This window comes from Xylophilus sp. GOD-11R (assembly GCF_033546935.1).
GTDB lineage: Bacteria > Pseudomonadota > Gammaproteobacteria > Burkholderiales > Burkholderiaceae_C > Xylophilus.
In genome coordinates this window covers 2,288,998-2,304,420 of the sequence record NZ_CP137854.1, presented here as the reverse complement: position 1 = coordinate 2,304,420, position 15,423 = coordinate 2,288,998, and the positions used below count along the sequence as shown (strand labels likewise).

Genomic DNA, 15,423 nt, shown 5'->3' with positions numbered 1-15,423 from the left:
TCAGACCCCCGCCAGCACACGCACATGCGCCTCGACGCTGCAGGCCAGCGCGTCGAGCGCGTAGCCGCCTTCCAGGCACGACACGATGCGCCCGCCGGCATGGCGCGCGGCCACGGCGTGCAGCTGTTCGGTGATCCAGGCGTAGTCGGCCTCCACCAGGCCGAGCTGGCCGAGATCGTCTTCGCGATGGGCGTCGAACCCGGCGCTGATGAAGACCATCTCGGGGCGAAAGGCTTCCAGGCGCGGGAGCCACTGGTCGGCGACGATCTGGCGAATTTCGGGGCCTTTGGTATAGGCCGGAACCGGCACGTTGAGCATGTTGTCGGCCGGCGCCTCGGCGCCCGAATAGGGATAGAAGGGATGCTGGAACAGGCCGACCATCAGCACGCGTTCGTCGCCGGCCAGGATGTCTTCGGTGCCGTTGCCGTGGTGCACGTCGAAGTCGACCACCGCCACGCGCTGCAGGCCGTGCACGTCGAGCGCGCGCCGCACGGCTATGGCCACGTTGTTGAACAGGCAGAAGCCCATGGCGCGTTCGCGTTCGGCGTGGTGGCCCGGCGGTCGCACCGAGCAGAAGGCGTTGGCCAGCGCGCCGGTGGCGACCGCATCGGTCGCGGCGACGGCCGCCCCGGCCGCGCACAGCGCCGCCTGCAGGCTGTCGGCGCAGAGGCTGGTGTCGGGGTCGATCGCGGCGAGCGGCGGGCCGCCGGCGGCCAGGTCGGCGGCGATGCGGGCGTCGAGTGCGCGCAGTCGGGCGATGTGTTCGGCGGAATGGGCGCGCAGCAGGTCGGCCTCGGATGCGGCGGGCGCCTGCTGCCGATCGAGTGCGTCGAGTACGCCGGTCAGCAGCAACCGGTCGTCGATGGCGTCGAGCCGCGCGGCGCATTCGGGGTGGCCGCGGCCCATGTCGTGGCGGCGGCAGGCCGGGTGGGTGAAATAGCCGGTCTTGTTCATGGCTTGCTGCGGGCGCGGGTGGTTTTCGGCTAACGTCGGAGTCTATGCAGACACGCCAGAAACTCCAGGCCTTGCTGGACCAGCTTAACACCGTGATCGTCGGCAAAACGGACCAGGTCCGCGACTGCGTGGCCTGCCTGCTGGCCGGTGGCCACCTGCTGATCGAGGACGTTCCCGGCGTCGGCAAGACCACCCTCGCCCACGCGCTGGCCACCACCTTCGGCCTGCAGTTCTCGCGGGTGCAGTTCACCGCCGACCTGATGCCCAGCGACCTCATCGGCGTGTCGGTCTACGAACGCGGACGCGAGGGTTTCGTGTTCCATCCCGGCCCGGTGTTCGCCCAGGTGTTGCTGGCCGACGAGATCAACCGTGCCAGCCCCAAGACGCAGAGCGCGCTGCTCGAAGCCATGGAAGAAAAGCAGGTCACGGTGGAAGGCGAAACCCGCGCCCTGCCCCAGCCTTTTTTCGTGATCGCCACCCAGAACCCGCACGACCAGTTGGGCACTTTCGCCCTGCCCGAGTCGCAGCTCGACCGCTTCCTGATGCGCATCTCGATCGGCTACCCCGATCGCGCGGCCGAGCGGGTGCTGCTCTCCGGCGCCGACCGACGCGAAATGCTCGACCATCTGCTGCCCCTGCTCAGCAACGAGGAGCTGCAGGCGATCCAGCAGCAGGTGCTGGCGGTGCATGCCTCGGAGCCGCTGCTCGACTACCTGCAGGCGCTGATCGCCGCGACGCGGTCGGGCCGATGGTTCGTGCAGGGGCTGTCGCCGCGCGCGGGCCTGGCCCTGCTGCGCGCGGCCAAGGCGCAGGCGCTGTTGGCCGGGCGCGACTACGTGGCGCCGGACGATGTGCAGTCGGTGCTGCCGCAATGCATCGCGCACCGGCTGATCCCCGTCGGCGGATCGGGCCGTGGCGCGGTCGAGCAGGTGCGCGCCATGGCCGAGGCGGTGCCCTTGCCGTGACCGCCGCCGCGGCAGGGCCCGCCCCGGAGCGCGGCCGCGTCACGCGGTGGATGTTCTCGCGCGCGCCGCGCCAGGACACCCAGCTGCTGACCCAGCGCAATGTCTACATCCTGCCGAGCAAGGCCGGCTGCATGCTGGCCGCCGTGCTGCTGGTGCTGCTGGTGGCCTCGATCAATTTCCAGCTCAATCTCGGCTACCTGCTCACCTTTTTGCTGGGCGGCAGCGCGCTGGCGGCGATGCACGTGGGCCACGGCACCCTGCGCGGCGCTACCTTGCATCTGCTGCCGCCGGCACCGGTCTTTGCGGGCGACGCGGCGGTGCTGGAGGTGGAGATCGCCGACGAGGGCCTGCGACCGCGTCCGGGCATCGCGGCCAGCCTGCGCGGCAGCGACGAACGCGCCTTCATCGACGTGCCCGCCGGCGGCCGGGCGTCGGTGCACATCGCCTGGACACCACCGCGCCGCGGTGTGCACGAGTTGCCGCCGATCGAGGTGGAAACGCGGTTTCCCATCGGCGCCTTCCGCGCCTGGACCGTGTGGCGCCCGGCGACCGATCTGGTGGTGTTTCCGCGCCCCGAAGTCCCTGCCCCGCCGCTGCCGCCCGGCGCGCCGCGCGAGGGCAGCGCGCTCGCCGCCAGCCTCGTCGCCTCCGGTGGTGCCGAACCGGAAGGCGTGCGCACCTATCGCCGGGGCGACCCCTTGCGCCAGGTGGTGTGGAAAAAATCCGCCCGCGCCATCGCCGCCGGCAGCGGCGAGCTGACCAGCCGCGACACCGCCCAGCCCAGCGAATCCGACCTGTGGTTCGACCTGCACAACACCGGCGCGTTCTCGCTCGAAGACCGTCTCTCGCGCATCTGCGCCTGGGTGCTGCAGGCCGAGCAGCTGGAGCAGCCCTACGGCCTGCGCCTGCCCGGCGTGGAGATCGCGCCGGATCACGGCGCCGGCCACCGGCACCGCTGCCTGGAGGCACTCGCGCGATGCTGAACACGCGCGTCACTTCGGGCCTGCACCGGCTGCCGCGCGAAAGCCGCGACACGTTGTTCCTGCTCGCGGTGCTGGCCTGGGTGATGGCGCCACTGACGCTCGAACTGCGCCCCTGGACCGGCGTGCTGGCCGCCGCGCTGCTGGGCTGGCGTGCCTGGCTCGCCTGGCGGTCGGCGCCGCTGCCCGGGCGTGCAGTGCGGGTGTTGGCTCTGGTGCTGGCGGTGGCGGCCGTCTTCGCGAGCTTTCGCACGCTGGTCGGCTACGAGGCCGGCATCACACTGGCGATGCTGCTGCTGGCGCTCAAGACACTGGAGCTGCGCGCCCGCCGGGACGCCATGGTGATCTTCTTCCTCGGCTTCTTCGTCCTGCTGATGAACTTCCTGTATTCGCAGGCCTTGCCGGTGGCGGTGATGGCGACGGTGGGACTCTTCGGCCTGCTGACCGCGCTGGTCCAGGCGCACATGCCGGTCGGCCGGCCGCCGCTGGCGCTGGCCGCGCGCACCGCGCTGCGGCTGATGGTGTTCGGCACGCCGGTGATGGCGGCACTGTTCCTGTTCTTTCCCCGCGTGGCGCCGCTCTGGGGCGTGCCGGGCGATACCGCGCGGGCGCGCACCGGCCTGTCCGAAGACATGCGCGTCGGCTCCATCGCCTCGCTGGCGCAGGACGGCACGCAGGTCATGCGGATCCGCTTTCTGGGTCTGCCGGCGGGCGCCGCGCCGCCGCAGGAAACGCTGTACTTCCGCGGCCCGGTGCTGAGTCGCTTCGACGGGCGCGAATGGGCGCCTGCCACCGAGCGCATCGGCGGCCGTTATCCGCCTCGGTTCTCCCCGCAGCCGCAGGTGGAAGTGCGCGGTCAGCCCCTGCGCTACGAAGCCACGCTGGAGCCAAGCGGCCGGCATTGGCTGCTGGTGATGGACCTCGCCACCGCCCGACCCGAAGGCGCGGACAGCTTCCAGAGCGCCGATCTCGAATGGGTGTCGCCGCGCCCGTTGACCAACCTGCTGCGATACCGCGCAGCCAGCTATACCGATTACCTCGCCGGCGTGCGCCTGTCGCCCTCGGTCCGTGCCGAATACACCCGGCTGCCCGACGGCTTCGACCCGCGCACCCGGGCGCTCGCCGCCGAGCTGCGCGCTTTGCCGGCGGTCGTCGGCGAGGGCACGCCGGCGTTGGTCGATGCAGCCCTAGCCCGCCTGCGCAACGGCGGCTACCGCTACACGCTGGAGCCCGGCGTCTACGGCCGCGACACCGCCGACGACTTCTGGTTCGAGCGCAAGGCCGGCTTCTGCGAACACATCGCCTCGGCCTTCGCGGTGCTGATGCGGGCGGCCGGCGTGCCGGCGCGCATCGTCACCGGCTACCAGGGCGGTGCGCCCAACAGCGTGGACGGCGTGTGGACCGTGCGCCAGAGCGACGCCCATGCCTGGACCGAGGTCTGGATGGCCGACCAGGGCTGGGTGCGCGTTGACCCCACCGCTTCGGTCGCGCCCGAGCGGCTGTCGCAGTTCCGTGCCGACGCCGCCCAGGGCGCGTTCGGCCAAGCCTTCGGTGCGGTGGTCGGCATGGACTTCGGTGGCCGCATCCGCGCTGCCTGGGAAGCCGTGAACGACCGGTGGAACCAGTGGGTGCTGAACTACACCGAAGACCGCCAGCTCGACCTGTTGCGTGCGCTCGGCTTCGATGCGCCGGATTGGCGCAGCATGGCGCGCATGCTGGCCGGTCTTTTCATCGCCGGCCTGCTCGCCGCCATCATCTGGCAAACGCTGCGCGAACGGCGCCGCGACCCATGGCTGCGGCTCTACGGCCGGGCACGGGACCGCCTGGCACGACGCGGGCTCGTGTCGTCCGAAGCCGTGCCGCCGCGCGCATTGGCCCGGATGGCCCTGACCCGTTTCGGCGCTCCGGCGCAGCCGGTGGCTGAATGGCTGCTGCGCCTCGAAGCCCAGCGTTATGCGTCGGCAGCCCATGCCTCGGCCGCCCTGCCGAGCCTGAAACGACAGATGCGCGAATTGCGCTGGCCCGAACCGGTCGCCGAAGCCCCGCCTCTTCCATGAACACTCCATGCGCCCGTTGATTTCCTTATCGCTTCGATTCCCGGAAAAAAGCCTGATCGCTGCCTTCGTCGCGGTGAGCCCGCTGGCTTTCGCTGTCGACAGTGCAACGGCCACGTCGCACCAGACGACCACGTCGCAGGCCAGGCCCCACAAGAAACAAACGGCCACCAAGCCCGCAGCGCCGGTCGTGCGTTACGCCGGCCGCGAGGACGTGATGCAGTTTGCCGATGCGCTGGCCGCGCGCCGGGGCCTCGATGCCGACTGGACCCGGCGCACGCTCGGCCAGGCCGCGTTTCTGCCCTACGTGCCGAAACTGGTGCTGCCGCCGCCCAGCGGCACGCCCAAGAACTGGAAGCTCTACCGCAGCCGCTTCGTCGAGCCGATCCGCATCCGCGCCGGCGTGCGCTTCTGGGCGGAGCACGGCGCCTCGCTCGCCCGCGCCGAGGCGCAGTACGGGGTGCCGGCCGAAATCATCGTCGGCATCATCGGCGTGGAAACCATCTACGGACAGCAGATGGGCAAGGTGCGCATCCTGGACGCACTCGCCACTCTGGCCTTCGACTTTCCCGATGCGCATCCGCGGGCCAAGGAACGCGCCGATTTCTTCCGGGGCGAGTTGGAGCAGTTCCTGGTGATGGCCGAGCGCGGCACGCTGGATGCGACCACCGCCGTCGGCAGCTATGCCGGCGCCATGGGCCTGCCGCAGTTCATGCCCTCGAGCTGGAGCCGCTGGGCGGTCGATTTCGACGGCGACGGCCGCATCGACCTCAGCCGGAGCGTGGACGACGCCATCGGCTCGGTGGCCAGTTACTTCCGGGCCTTCGGCTGGAAGACCGGCATGCCGGCGACCTATGCCGTCTCGTTCGACGCCTCCACGCTCGACCTGCCCGCACTGCTGGCGCCGGACATCCTGCCCACCTTCAGCACGCAGGCGCTCGCCGCCAAGGGTGTGGCGCTCGACGGCGAGGCCCGCAACCACGTCGGCCCGCTCGCGCTGGTCGAGCTGCAGAACGGCGACGACGCGCCCACCTTCGTGGCCGGCACCGAGAACTTCTACGTCATCACCCGCTACAACTGGTCGAGCTACTACGCCATGGCAGTGCTGGACCTGGGTGCAGCGGTAGCGGCGGCGCGCTGAGGTCTGCGGCCAAGCATGCGAAGACCCGGCCAACGGATGGGCCTACAGGGAAGCGATCAGACAGGTTTTCGAAGACGCTGCCTATAGTCGTGATCGGCCGTATTTCGCTCCAGGCGATGCGCGGCCGATTCCCCGGCTGGCAGAACAACGGAGACAACACATGGCCATTCATCGTCGTCACTTCGCGCTGGGTGCCGCCGCATCCACGCTGGCATCGCCCCTGCACGTGCTCGCCCAGGCAGGCGCGTTCCCCAACCACCCCTTGCGCATCGTCTGCCCCTTCGCCCCGGGCGGTGGATCCGACTTCATGGCGCGCACTGCCGCGCAAATCCTGAGCGAGCGGCTCGGCCAGCCGACCATCGTCGAGAACCGGCCGGGCGCAGGCGGCATGCTGGGAACCGAATACGCCGTTCGCACCAGCCCCGACGGCTACACCCTGCTGCTGGTGGCCGGCAGCTACACCGTCAACCCCGCGCTCTACAAGCTCAATTTCGATCCGGTCAAGGACATCGCGCCGGTCATCCAGCTGTCTCGCGGCGCGTACGTGCTCTGCGTCAACCCCAAGGTGCCGGCGAAGTCCTTGCAGGAACTGCTGGACCTGGCCCGCCGCCAGCCGGGCAAGCTGAGCTTCGCCTCGGCCGGCACCGGCAGCCACCTGCACATCGTCACCGAATACCTGTTCGACATGGCCAAGGTCAAATGCACCCACGTGCCGTACAAGGGCACCGGGCCGGCCATCAACGACCTGCTGGCCGGCACGGTCGACATGCTGTTCGCCGGCACCGAAGCGCTCATGCAGCACGTCAAGGCAGGCCGCCTGCGCGCCCTGGCGGTCGGCACCCGCCAGCGTCTGGCGGCCTACCCCGACATTCCGTCGGTCGCCGAAAGCGGCCTGCCGGACTACGACGTGATCGCGTGGCACGGCCTGGTCGCGCCCCGGAACGTGCCACCGGCGATCGTGGCCCGTATCAATGCCGAACTGAACACCGGCCTGCGGCACAAGGACCTGGAAGCGAGACTGGAGCCGACCGGCGTCAGTGCGGCCGGTGGCACGCCCGAGCAGTTCGGCGCCCTGCTGCAGACCGAGATCGTGCGCTACGGCAAGGTCGTGCGCGACGCGGACATCAAGCCCGGCTGACCGGCCACGCGGCCGGCTTCACCCTGTTCAGCCCGCCGTGCGCTGACGGCGTGCTTCGTACAGGCACACGCCGCTGGCCACCGACACGTTCAGGCTCTCGACTGCGCCCTGCATCGGAATCGACACCAGCTGGTCGCAAGTCTTGCGGGTGAGCTGGCGCATGCCGTCGCCTTCGGCGCCCAGCACCAGCGCGACCGGGCCGCGCAGGTCGGTCTGGTAGAGCGTGCCTGGCGCGTCGTCGCTCGTGCCGATGCACCAGATGTTGCGTTCCTTCAGCTCGTTGAGCGTGCGCGCGAGGTTGGTCACCATGAAATACGGCACCGTCTCGGCGGCGCCGCTGGCCACCTTGGCCACCGTGGCGTTGATCCCGGCCGCATGGTCCTTGGGCGCGATCACCGCCTGGGCGCCGGCACCGTCGGCCACCCGCAGGCAGGCGCCGAGGTTGTGCGGATCGGTCACCCCGTCGAGCACCAGCAGCAGCGGCGCATCGCCGCCCTCGGCTTCGAGGTTTTCCAGTAGTTCGTCGAGGGAGCGGGCCTGCGGCAGGTCGTGCACCCGGGCCGCGACGCCCTGATGACCGTGGCTGCCCGCCAGCTTGGCCAGCCGCACACCGTCGGCTTCGAGCAGACGCACGCCGCTTTCGCGCGCGCGGTCGAGAAACTGCCGCATGCGCGCATCGCGCCGTGAAGAATCGAAATACACCTCGATGACCGAGGCCGGCGCAGTCTTGATGCGCACGCCGACGGCATGAAAGCCGAACAGCACTTTGGGAGTAGACATCCGCGCATTATCCGGTGTGCAAGACAGCCACCGATCCGCCGCGAAAGTGGGAAGGCATTACCCAGGTCAGTGAGGGCCAGCCGCGAAGCGCTGCCCGACTGCCTCAGAGGCGATGCGGTGAGGCTACGCCGAGCCAGCAAGCCGCCCCCCCCGAAAGGGGTGAGGCGAAGACACGAAGTGCGTAGCCTGGGGGTCAGCCAATTGTTCCGGCTTCGATGGAAATGCGGCGATCGCATCGCGCAGCGATCGCCCGGTCATGCGTCACCAGCACCAGCGTCGTCCCGCGCTCGCGGTTGAGCTCGAACATCAGCTCCATCACGTTCTCGCCGGTCGCGAAGTCCAGACTGCCGGTCGGCTCGTCGGCCAGCAGCACCGCCGGCTCCACCACGAAGGCCCGCGCCAGCGCCACCCGCTGCTGTTCGCCCCCGGACAGCACCCGCGGGTAATGCTGCAGCCGCTGCCCAAGTCCTACCCGGCCCAGCATCTCGGTCGCGGCCCGCCGGGCATCGCTGCGGCCGGCCAGTTCGAGCGGCAGCATCACGTTCTCGAGTGCCGTCAGACCGCCCATCAGCTGGAAACTCTGAAAAACGAAGCCGACCTTGCGGGCACGCAAGGCGGCTCGCGCGTCTTCGTCGAGCGCGAAGATGTCCTCGCCATCCAGCCGTACGGTGCCTTTGCTCGGGGTATCGAGCCCGGCCACGATGGCCAGCAAGGTGCTCTTGCCCGAGCCCGAGGCGCCGACGATGGCCACGGTTTCCCTTGGGTACAGACGGAAATCTACATCGCGCAGAATGTCCAGCGAACCGGTGGCGTCGACGACCGACTTGGTGAGATGTTCCACCGCGATGATGGGTGCGGGCGCCGCGACCGGCTCTGTCATGAAAGGCCTTGTGAAAGTGAAGCGTAGAGACTGTATATCGATTGGCGCCATCGCCCTGGCGAGTCTGGCCATGGGCCTGCCGATGGCCGGGATGGCCGCCGCACCGGCATCGCCACCGACGATCCTGGTGGTGGGCGATTCGCTCAGCGCCGAATACGGCCTGGCGCGTGGCGCGGGCTGGGTGTCCTTGCTGGAGAAGCGACTGGCCGAACGCGATATCGCGGCCACGGTGGTCAATGCCAGCATCAGCGGCGACACCACCGCCGGTGGCCGTGCCCGGCTCGCGCCGCTGCTGGCCAAGTCCAGGCCCGACGTCGTGGTGATCGAGCTGGGCGGCAACGACGCCTTGCGGGGGCTGCCCCTGGCGGGCACCGAAGACAATCTCATCGCCATGGTCAAGGCGGCGCAGGCCATCAAGGCCAAGGTGTTGTTGGTGGGGATTCAGGTGCCGCCCAACTACGGCGGCGACTACATGCAGAAGTTCTCGGGTGTCTACGAGACCGTGGCGAAGAAGACGGGTAGCGCGGTCACGCCGTTTCTGTTGCGTGGCATCGCCGACGTGCCGGATGCCGAGGCCAATTTCCAGCCGGATCGCATTCATCCGCTGGCCAGCGCGCATCCGCGCATGCTGGAGAACGTCTGGCCCGCCCTGGCCCCGCTGCTCAAGCGTTGAATCTGGCGGCCGGTGGGCCGCTTGCAAGTGCGGGGCGACAAGGCCGTGGGCGCTTTACTCCGTCTTGGGGTCGGTGCCGACAGCCTCGTCGGTCGTGCCGATCGACTCGCCGCCGCCGTCACTGCCTTCGTCGATTTCGCCTCCGTTCGGAGTCGTCTTGCGTTCGGCCTTCGCCTTGAGCTTGTCTTCCTTCTTGCGCTTCTTGGCAAGCTCCTTCTGGCGCTTTTCGTATCCGTAGTTTGGTGTTGCCACGCGGTCTTCCTGTTGTGGCATGCGGCCCGGGGGAAGCATGCTGGTGATCGATTTGCGTGCCCGATGGCACGCAAGCTGCAAATCAGTTCGCAGGGGCCAGTGTAGCCAGCGCCCGGAGCAAGTCCAGTCGCAGGTCCTCTACCCCTTCCAGGCCTATGCATAGGCGCACCAGCCGGCCTGCGTGCGGCCACGGCGCCACGGATGCGTCGCGCATGGAGTCGATGTCGTACGGCACCACCAGGCTGATCGGTCCGCCCCACGAATAGCCGATGCGGAACAGGCGAAGCGCATCGCAGAAGGCGTTGACCTGTTCGCGTGAATAGGCGGCGTCGAACACGATGGAGAAGATGCCGGCGGCCAGGCCACCGCGTGAGCCGCAGAGAGCCTGCCAGTGCTCGTGGCCCGGAGACCCCGCCACGGCCGGATGCAGCACCTGCGCGATTTCGGCCCGGGATCCCAGCCAGGTCGCCAGTTCGCGTGCCGCCTGGTCTTGCGCGCGGTAGCGCAGCGCGACGCTCGGCAAGGCCCGCAGCACCGCTTCGGCATCGTTGGCGCCGACGCCGAGGCCCAGCCGCATGTGGGTCATCTTGATTCGCATGTGAACGCCTTCGTCGCGGGTGACGATGCTGCCCATGAGCACGTCGCCGCCACCGCTCGGATACTTGGTGAGCGCATGCACCGAGATATCGACGCCCGTGCCGTCACCCACCAGATCGAACGGCGCGAAAGCCAGGCCCGCGCCCCAGGTGTTGTCCAGCGCCGTGGTCACGCCACGCGCGCGGCAAATGCCCGCCAGGCGAGGCAGGTCGGGAAACTCCATGGTGACCGAGCCAGCCGCTTCGAGCCACACCAGCCGCGTCCGGGGCGACAGCGCCGCTTCCAGTGACGCCGGGTTCATGGCGTCATAGACACGGAACGAAACGCCGAGCGCCGCCAGTTCACCGGCAGCTAGCGTCTTGCTGGGGCCGTACACGTTGTCCGGTATCAGCACTTCGTCGCCGGTCTTGAGCAAGGACAGCGACACGCACGCGATGGCCGCCAGACCGCTGGGCACCAGCAGGCACTGCAGGCCGCCTTCCAGACTGGCGATGCGCTCTTCGAGAATGAAGGTGGTGGGGGTACCGTGCAGGCCGTAGGTGTAGCCCGACTTATCGCGCCATTCGCGCGCCTCGAGCGCCGCGACGTTCGGAAAAAATACCGTGGACGCCTTGAACACGCCGGGCTGCAGCGCTTCGAATTCGGACGGTGGTCGGTAAGGATGGTGAATGAGAGCGGTGGCGATGTCTTGCGTCATCGTCTCATCCTAACGGGGGCTGAAGATGGCCTGCTCGGCATCGCGGCATTACCGCCCCTCGGCTGCTCGAATCAACCCGCCTTGACGACCAGTTGGTTGTCTACCGTTCGAACGCCGGTCACGGCACGGGCCAGGTCGGCCGCACGGTCCCGCGCTGCAGTAGTAGGCGCCGGCCCGCGCAAAATCACCGCGCCATCCTTGGTGTCCACGTCGATCTTGAGCGCACTGAGTTCGGAGTCCTTGGCCAGACTCGCTGAAATCTGCGCCGTTATCGCGACATCATCGATGACCCTCTCGGTAGTGGAGGCCACGTCCTTGGCCCGTTCTTCCACCTTCGGACCATCCTGCTTGATCCGTGCCTGCGCGTTGGAAAGTGCTGTCTGCGCCTCCACCTTCACGTCGGCAGCGACGTCCTTGGATTTGGCGATGGCAGCGTCGATTTTCTGGCCGGGCGTGCTCGCGTTGTCGTTGGGGCTGCAGGCACTCAGTGCCAATCCCAACGACGCCAAAAGCGGCAGCAGCGCCCATCGATGGCGCTGCGCTTTGCATGTTGCGATATTCCGCATATTTATTCTTTCACCTCCTCCACCGCTGGCGCCTCAGGACGCACGCGCTTCCCGGCGCGCCGTCGGGTGATCCGACCTGCGCTGTACGCTGCCTTCGGTCTTGTTGCGCGTAACGATGACAAAACCCCGAAGCGGGGCACGACCAGCGGTCGTGCGGCTATCGGGGTTCGTCGGGCGTTGGGCCGAAACGGCCTCGCTACCGATGCACATGGCGGGGTATCTGCTCAGAGCTTGTCGACGGACTTCTTGACGTTGTCCTTCAGGTTTTCCTTGGCATCGCCGTAGGTGGCCTGGGTTTTGCCGGCTGCCTTGTCGGCCATGCCTTCGCCTTGCAGGCGGTCATTGCCCACGGCCTTGCCGGCAACTTCCTTGACGGCGCCCTTGGCTTGTTCCACACGACCTTCGACTTGATGCTTGTTCATGGCGTTTCCTTCTTGAGAGTTCCGCAGCGGCCGACCGGCTGCTGTTGAATTCAATGTAGAAACCGTCCCGAGCAGGCGGGGTCGGAGCCTGCTGATGATGATGTAGGACAAGCGGAAGCGCTTTTGAAAGCACCTCCACGCTCATGGCGTGCGTCCCGGTTCAACCCCGGCGGCGGCGTTCCTGCGCCCGGCGGACCTGCCGGCTTGCTGCCGGCATGGCTGCCTCTCGCTTCCGGGCGGCGCGGCGCAGCATCCAGCGGCGCAGCAGCCGGGCGGCCACCGCCGTCACCACCAGGGAGACGACACCGACGACGACAGGAATCAATTGGTCCATGAAATGGTCCTGCAGCGACTACTGCAGGGTTTCCTTCAGCGCGTCGGGCAAGGCAACGATGCCGACGCCCTCCTCGAGCAGTTCGCGCACCTGCTCCCCGGTAGCGTGTCCCCGAATGCCGCGTGCCTGCGTTTCGCCGTGGTGGATCCGCCGGGCTTCTTCTGCGAATCGCGCTCCGACATCCTCGGTGTTGCGGACCGCCTCGCGCGCCATCTTCCACAGTTCGGCCTGCCGGGCCGCGTGCATGCCGGCCCCGAGCTCGGCCGCCGACGCGGCCGCCTTCGGTCGCGCATCGGATTCTGTTTCCGTCGGACGGCTGGCGATCATTTCGTTGCCCGACCGGGAACCGGAGAGATTGAGACGCGGCGCAGACGGCATGCGCACGACGGCGCTGTCGCTGCAAACCGGGCACGTCACGAGACCACGACCGAGTTGGTCGCGAAAGTCATCTTCGGAACCGAACCAGCCTTCGAAGGCGTGATGCGCACCGCATCGCAGATCGAGAACCTTCACGTGCCGAACGTTTTCCGCGGCTGCAGCACTTCCTGCGCATCGCAGGTTTCTGCGGAGCGCCAATCGAGTGACCAGACCCCCGCCAGCACGTTCTGCAGCCAGAGCATGCAGGTCATGGTCTTGGCGTCGGTGATCGAACCGTCATGGCACCACTGCGCGAGCTCGTCGGGCGATGCAAGGAACACGTCGAGGAACTCGCCCTCGTCCAGCGACCGCTCGCCGAGCGAGAGGCCGCGTGCGAACCAGATGTCGATGAATTCAGTGGAATACGAAATGACCGGATGCATGGTGCCGGCCCTCGCCCACTCCGTCGCCTGGTAGCCCGTTTCTTCGAGCAGTTCCCTGCGGGCGCAGTCGAAAATGCGCTCACCCGCGTCGAGCTTGCCGGCCGGAAACTCGATCATGACCTGCTCGATCGGATAGCGGTACTGGCGCTCGAGCACCAGCTTCAAGCCATCCGGCGTGTCGATGATCGGAACGATGACGACCGCACCGGGATGAATGACATATTCACGCGTCGCGGTGCGACCGTCGGGCATGGCGACCGTATCGCGCCACGCTTCGAGGAATTTGCCGCGGAACAGGTTTTCACGCGAAACGCGGCGTTCCAGCAGGTGGGCGTCGCTCGTGTTCTCGGAATCCGGGGAAGCGGCCATGATTTCAGTCCTTGCGACGCAGCAGATACCGCCAGACGAAGCCCGGAAACGCGAGGGTCAGGAACAAGGCACCGGTCACCGCGTAGAACTCCCATCCTTGCGGAGCGATCTGGCCGGCCCGGTCTTCCAGGAACAGCCCCACACCACCCGCCACGCAATACAGGAGCAACAGTTCCAGCAGACGCGCATAGACCGGCTTGCGACGCTTTAGCGCCACCAACCCCAGCACCCGCTCGGTGACGAAAGGCATGTTGGCGGCCAGCAAGGCCGTCAGCAGAACCAGCCAGACCGAAAAATGTTGAGCCACTGGCGTCCCGAGCCTTGTCGCGGCCGATCAGGAACCGAGGGTCCGCACGATGGCGTCCGCACACAGCTTCATCAGCGCGCTCGGCAGCAGGCCCAACACCAGCACCAGGGCGCCGTTGATCGTCAGCACCCAGCGAACATCGGCCGGCGCTTGGCCCACCGGTTGCTGAATGGGCGCGTCGAAATACATGACCTTGACGACCCGGATGTAGTAGAACGCGCCGATCAGCGAAAGCACCACGGCGAAGATCGCGAGGCCGGTGTAGAGCGGCTGGCCGGTCGTGATGAGCGCCTGCAAAACGGACAGCTTGGCGTAGAAGCCCACCAGCGGCGGAAGGCCGGCCAGCGAGAACATGCAGACCGACAGCACGGCGGCGGCGAGCGGGCTGCGACGGCCCAGTCCGGCCAGATCGGAGATCTCTTCGCTCTCGAAGCCTTCCTTGGCCAGCATCAGGATCACGCCGAAGGAAGCCAGCGTGGTCATGACGTAGGTGACCATGTAGAACATGGCCGAGCTGTAGGCGTTGTAGGCCGACGAGGCGTTGCCGTTGATCACGCCGGACATCAGGCCCAGCAGCACGAAGCCCATCTGCGAAATGGTGGAGTACGCCAGCAGACGCTTGAAGTTGGTTTGCGCGATGGCCGCGAAGTTGCCCACCACCAGCGACAACACTGCCATCACCGCCAGCATCTGCTGCCAGTCGAAGGCCAGCGGCAGCAGGCCTTCCACCAGCAGGCGCATGAGCATCGCGAAGGCCGCCAGCTTGCTGGCGCCACCGATGATCAGCGTGACCGCGGTAGGCGCGCCTTGGTACACGTCCGGAATCCACATATGGAACGGTGCCACGCCAAACTTGAACGCCAGGCCGGCGACGATGAACACCAGGCCGAAGACCAGCACCTGGTGGCGGATCTGGCCGGTCGAAACCGCCTTGATCACCTGGCCGATGTCCAGCGAACCGGTCGCACCGTAGAGCATCGACAGGCCATAGAGCAGGAAGCCGCTGGCCATGGCGCCGAGCACGAAGTACTTCATGGCGGCTTCGGTCGCGATGCCGTTGTCACGGCGCAGCGCGACGAGCGCATAGCTCGAAAGCGTGAGCAATTCCAGCCCCAGGTAGATCACCAGGAAGTTGTTGCCACCGATCATCACGAACATGCCCAGCAGGCTGAACATGCCAAGGGTGAACAGCTCGCCTCCGCGCGTCATGTCACGGTCGGCCGCATAGGGCCGGCCGTAGACCAGCGTCATCATCATGGCGATACCGGCGAAGCACTTGAGCCAGTTGCCCATGGGGTCGTTGACCACCATGTTGGAGAAGCCGTAGCTCGAAGTGCCGCTCGCCGCCTGCACACCCGCGATGAGCGAGGCGGCAGCGATGGAGAGCAGCGTCAGCACATAAGTCAGCGTGCGGCGCGTGTCCGTCACCCGCAGGTCGACCAGCGCGATCACGCAGGCCGCCACGAGCAGCAGAATTTCCGGGTACAGGGTAGCCCAGCCGAAGGATTCCATAC

General features: G+C 67.7%; 18 protein-coding genes. 6 read left to right on the top strand and 12 right to left on the bottom strand.

Translation table 11 applies throughout. The features are described 5' to 3' along the window. Positions 1 to 954, bottom strand: coding sequence for a histone deacetylase family protein (locus R9X41_RS10865; protein WP_318634881.1), 954 nt, complete (start codon positions 952 to 954; stop codon positions 1 to 3). A gap of 44 nt (positions 955 to 998) precedes the next feature. Between R9X41_RS10865 and R9X41_RS10860 the strand changes: the two genes are divergently transcribed. From R9X41_RS10860 to R9X41_RS10840, 5 genes are all read left to right on the top strand, one after another. Beyond that, the gene (locus tag R9X41_RS10860; RefSeq protein ID WP_318634880.1) at positions 999 to 1,919 is read left to right on the top strand and encodes an AAA family ATPase; all 921 of its coding nucleotides are present in this window, start codon (positions 999 to 1,001) and stop codon (positions 1,917 to 1,919) included. After that, positions 1,916 to 2,902: a DUF58 domain-containing protein gene (locus tag R9X41_RS10855; RefSeq protein ID WP_318634879.1), complete on the top strand. Its 987-nt coding sequence runs from the start codon at positions 1,916 to 1,918 to the stop codon at positions 2,900 to 2,902. Before R9X41_RS10860 ends, R9X41_RS10855 begins: the two co-directional genes overlap by 4 nt. Beyond that, complete coding sequence (locus tag R9X41_RS10850) at positions 2,896 to 4,956, top strand: transglutaminase TgpA family protein (RefSeq protein WP_318634878.1); 2,061 nt, start codon at positions 2,896 to 2,898, stop codon at positions 4,954 to 4,956. The genes R9X41_RS10855 and R9X41_RS10850 overlap by 7 nt, the downstream gene beginning before the upstream one ends. Before the next feature lie 7 nt (positions 4,957 to 4,963). Further along, complete coding sequence (gene mltB / locus R9X41_RS10845; protein ID WP_318634877.1) at positions 4,964 to 6,094, top strand: lytic murein transglycosylase B; 1,131 nt, start codon at positions 4,964 to 4,966, stop codon at positions 6,092 to 6,094. A 160-nt stretch (positions 6,095 to 6,254) separates the two neighbouring features. Then, positions 6,255 to 7,232 (top strand): Bug family tripartite tricarboxylate transporter substrate binding protein, encoded by a 978-nt coding sequence (locus tag R9X41_RS10840; protein ID WP_318634876.1) that lies wholly within the window; start codon positions 6,255 to 6,257, stop codon positions 7,230 to 7,232. A gap of 27 nt (positions 7,233 to 7,259) precedes the next feature. Here R9X41_RS10840 and rlmB read toward each other — a convergent pair whose 3' ends face one another. Continuing rightward, positions 7,260 to 8,012: a 23S rRNA (guanosine(2251)-2'-O)-methyltransferase RlmB gene (gene rlmB, locus R9X41_RS10835; protein ID WP_318634875.1), complete on the bottom strand. Its 753-nt coding sequence runs from the start codon at positions 8,010 to 8,012 to the stop codon at positions 7,260 to 7,262. A 193-nt stretch (positions 8,013 to 8,205) separates the two neighbouring features. Continuing rightward, a complete protein-coding gene (locus R9X41_RS10830) occupies positions 8,206 to 8,892 on the bottom strand; it encodes an ABC transporter ATP-binding protein (RefSeq protein WP_318634874.1) in 687 nt (228 codons plus the stop codon). A 70-nt stretch (positions 8,893 to 8,962) separates the two neighbouring features. On the opposite strand from R9X41_RS10830, the gene R9X41_RS10825 reads away from it, so the two are divergent. Beyond that, positions 8,963 to 9,565, top strand: coding sequence for an arylesterase (locus R9X41_RS10825; protein ID WP_318635199.1), 603 nt, complete (start codon positions 8,963 to 8,965; stop codon positions 9,563 to 9,565). Between the two features lie 54 nt (positions 9,566 to 9,619). Here R9X41_RS10825 and R9X41_RS10820 read toward each other — a convergent pair whose 3' ends face one another. The 9 genes from R9X41_RS10820 to nuoN form a co-directional block, all read right to left on the bottom strand. Next, positions 9,620 to 9,817, bottom strand: a complete 198-nt coding sequence (locus tag R9X41_RS10820; RefSeq protein WP_318635198.1) for a hypothetical protein — start codon at positions 9,815 to 9,817, stop codon at positions 9,620 to 9,622. Between the two features lie 82 nt (positions 9,818 to 9,899). Then, positions 9,900 to 11,111 (bottom strand): PLP-dependent transferase, encoded by a 1,212-nt coding sequence (locus R9X41_RS10815; RefSeq protein ID WP_318634873.1) that lies wholly within the window; start codon positions 11,109 to 11,111, stop codon positions 9,900 to 9,902. A gap of 71 nt (positions 11,112 to 11,182) precedes the next feature. Further along, positions 11,183 to 11,677, bottom strand: a complete 495-nt coding sequence (locus tag R9X41_RS10810) for a BON domain-containing protein (protein ID WP_318634872.1) — start codon at positions 11,675 to 11,677, stop codon at positions 11,183 to 11,185. A gap of 224 nt (positions 11,678 to 11,901) precedes the next feature. Further along, positions 11,902 to 12,099 (bottom strand): CsbD family protein, encoded by a 198-nt coding sequence (locus tag R9X41_RS10805; RefSeq protein ID WP_318634871.1) that lies wholly within the window; start codon positions 12,097 to 12,099, stop codon positions 11,902 to 11,904. 160 nt (positions 12,100 to 12,259) lie between these two features. Next, complete coding sequence (locus tag R9X41_RS10800; RefSeq protein ID WP_318634870.1) at positions 12,260 to 12,433, bottom strand: hypothetical protein; 174 nt, start codon at positions 12,431 to 12,433, stop codon at positions 12,260 to 12,262. A gap of 18 nt (positions 12,434 to 12,451) precedes the next feature. Continuing rightward, positions 12,452 to 12,946, bottom strand: a complete 495-nt coding sequence (locus R9X41_RS10795) for a DUF1178 family protein (protein WP_318634869.1) — start codon at positions 12,944 to 12,946, stop codon at positions 12,452 to 12,454. Further along, complete coding sequence (locus R9X41_RS10790) at positions 12,943 to 13,602, bottom strand: NUDIX domain-containing protein (RefSeq protein WP_318634868.1); 660 nt, start codon at positions 13,600 to 13,602, stop codon at positions 12,943 to 12,945. Before R9X41_RS10790 ends, R9X41_RS10795 begins: the two co-directional genes overlap by 4 nt. Positions 13,603 to 13,606: 4 nt before the next feature. After that, positions 13,607 to 13,909 (bottom strand): DUF2818 family protein, encoded by a 303-nt coding sequence (locus tag R9X41_RS10785; protein ID WP_318634867.1) that lies wholly within the window; start codon positions 13,907 to 13,909, stop codon positions 13,607 to 13,609. Between the two features lie 27 nt (positions 13,910 to 13,936). Further along, positions 13,937 to 15,421, bottom strand: a complete 1,485-nt coding sequence (gene nuoN / locus R9X41_RS10780; RefSeq protein WP_318634866.1) for an NADH-quinone oxidoreductase subunit NuoN — start codon at positions 15,419 to 15,421, stop codon at positions 13,937 to 13,939. Positions 15,422 to 15,423 lie beyond the last annotated feature (2 nt).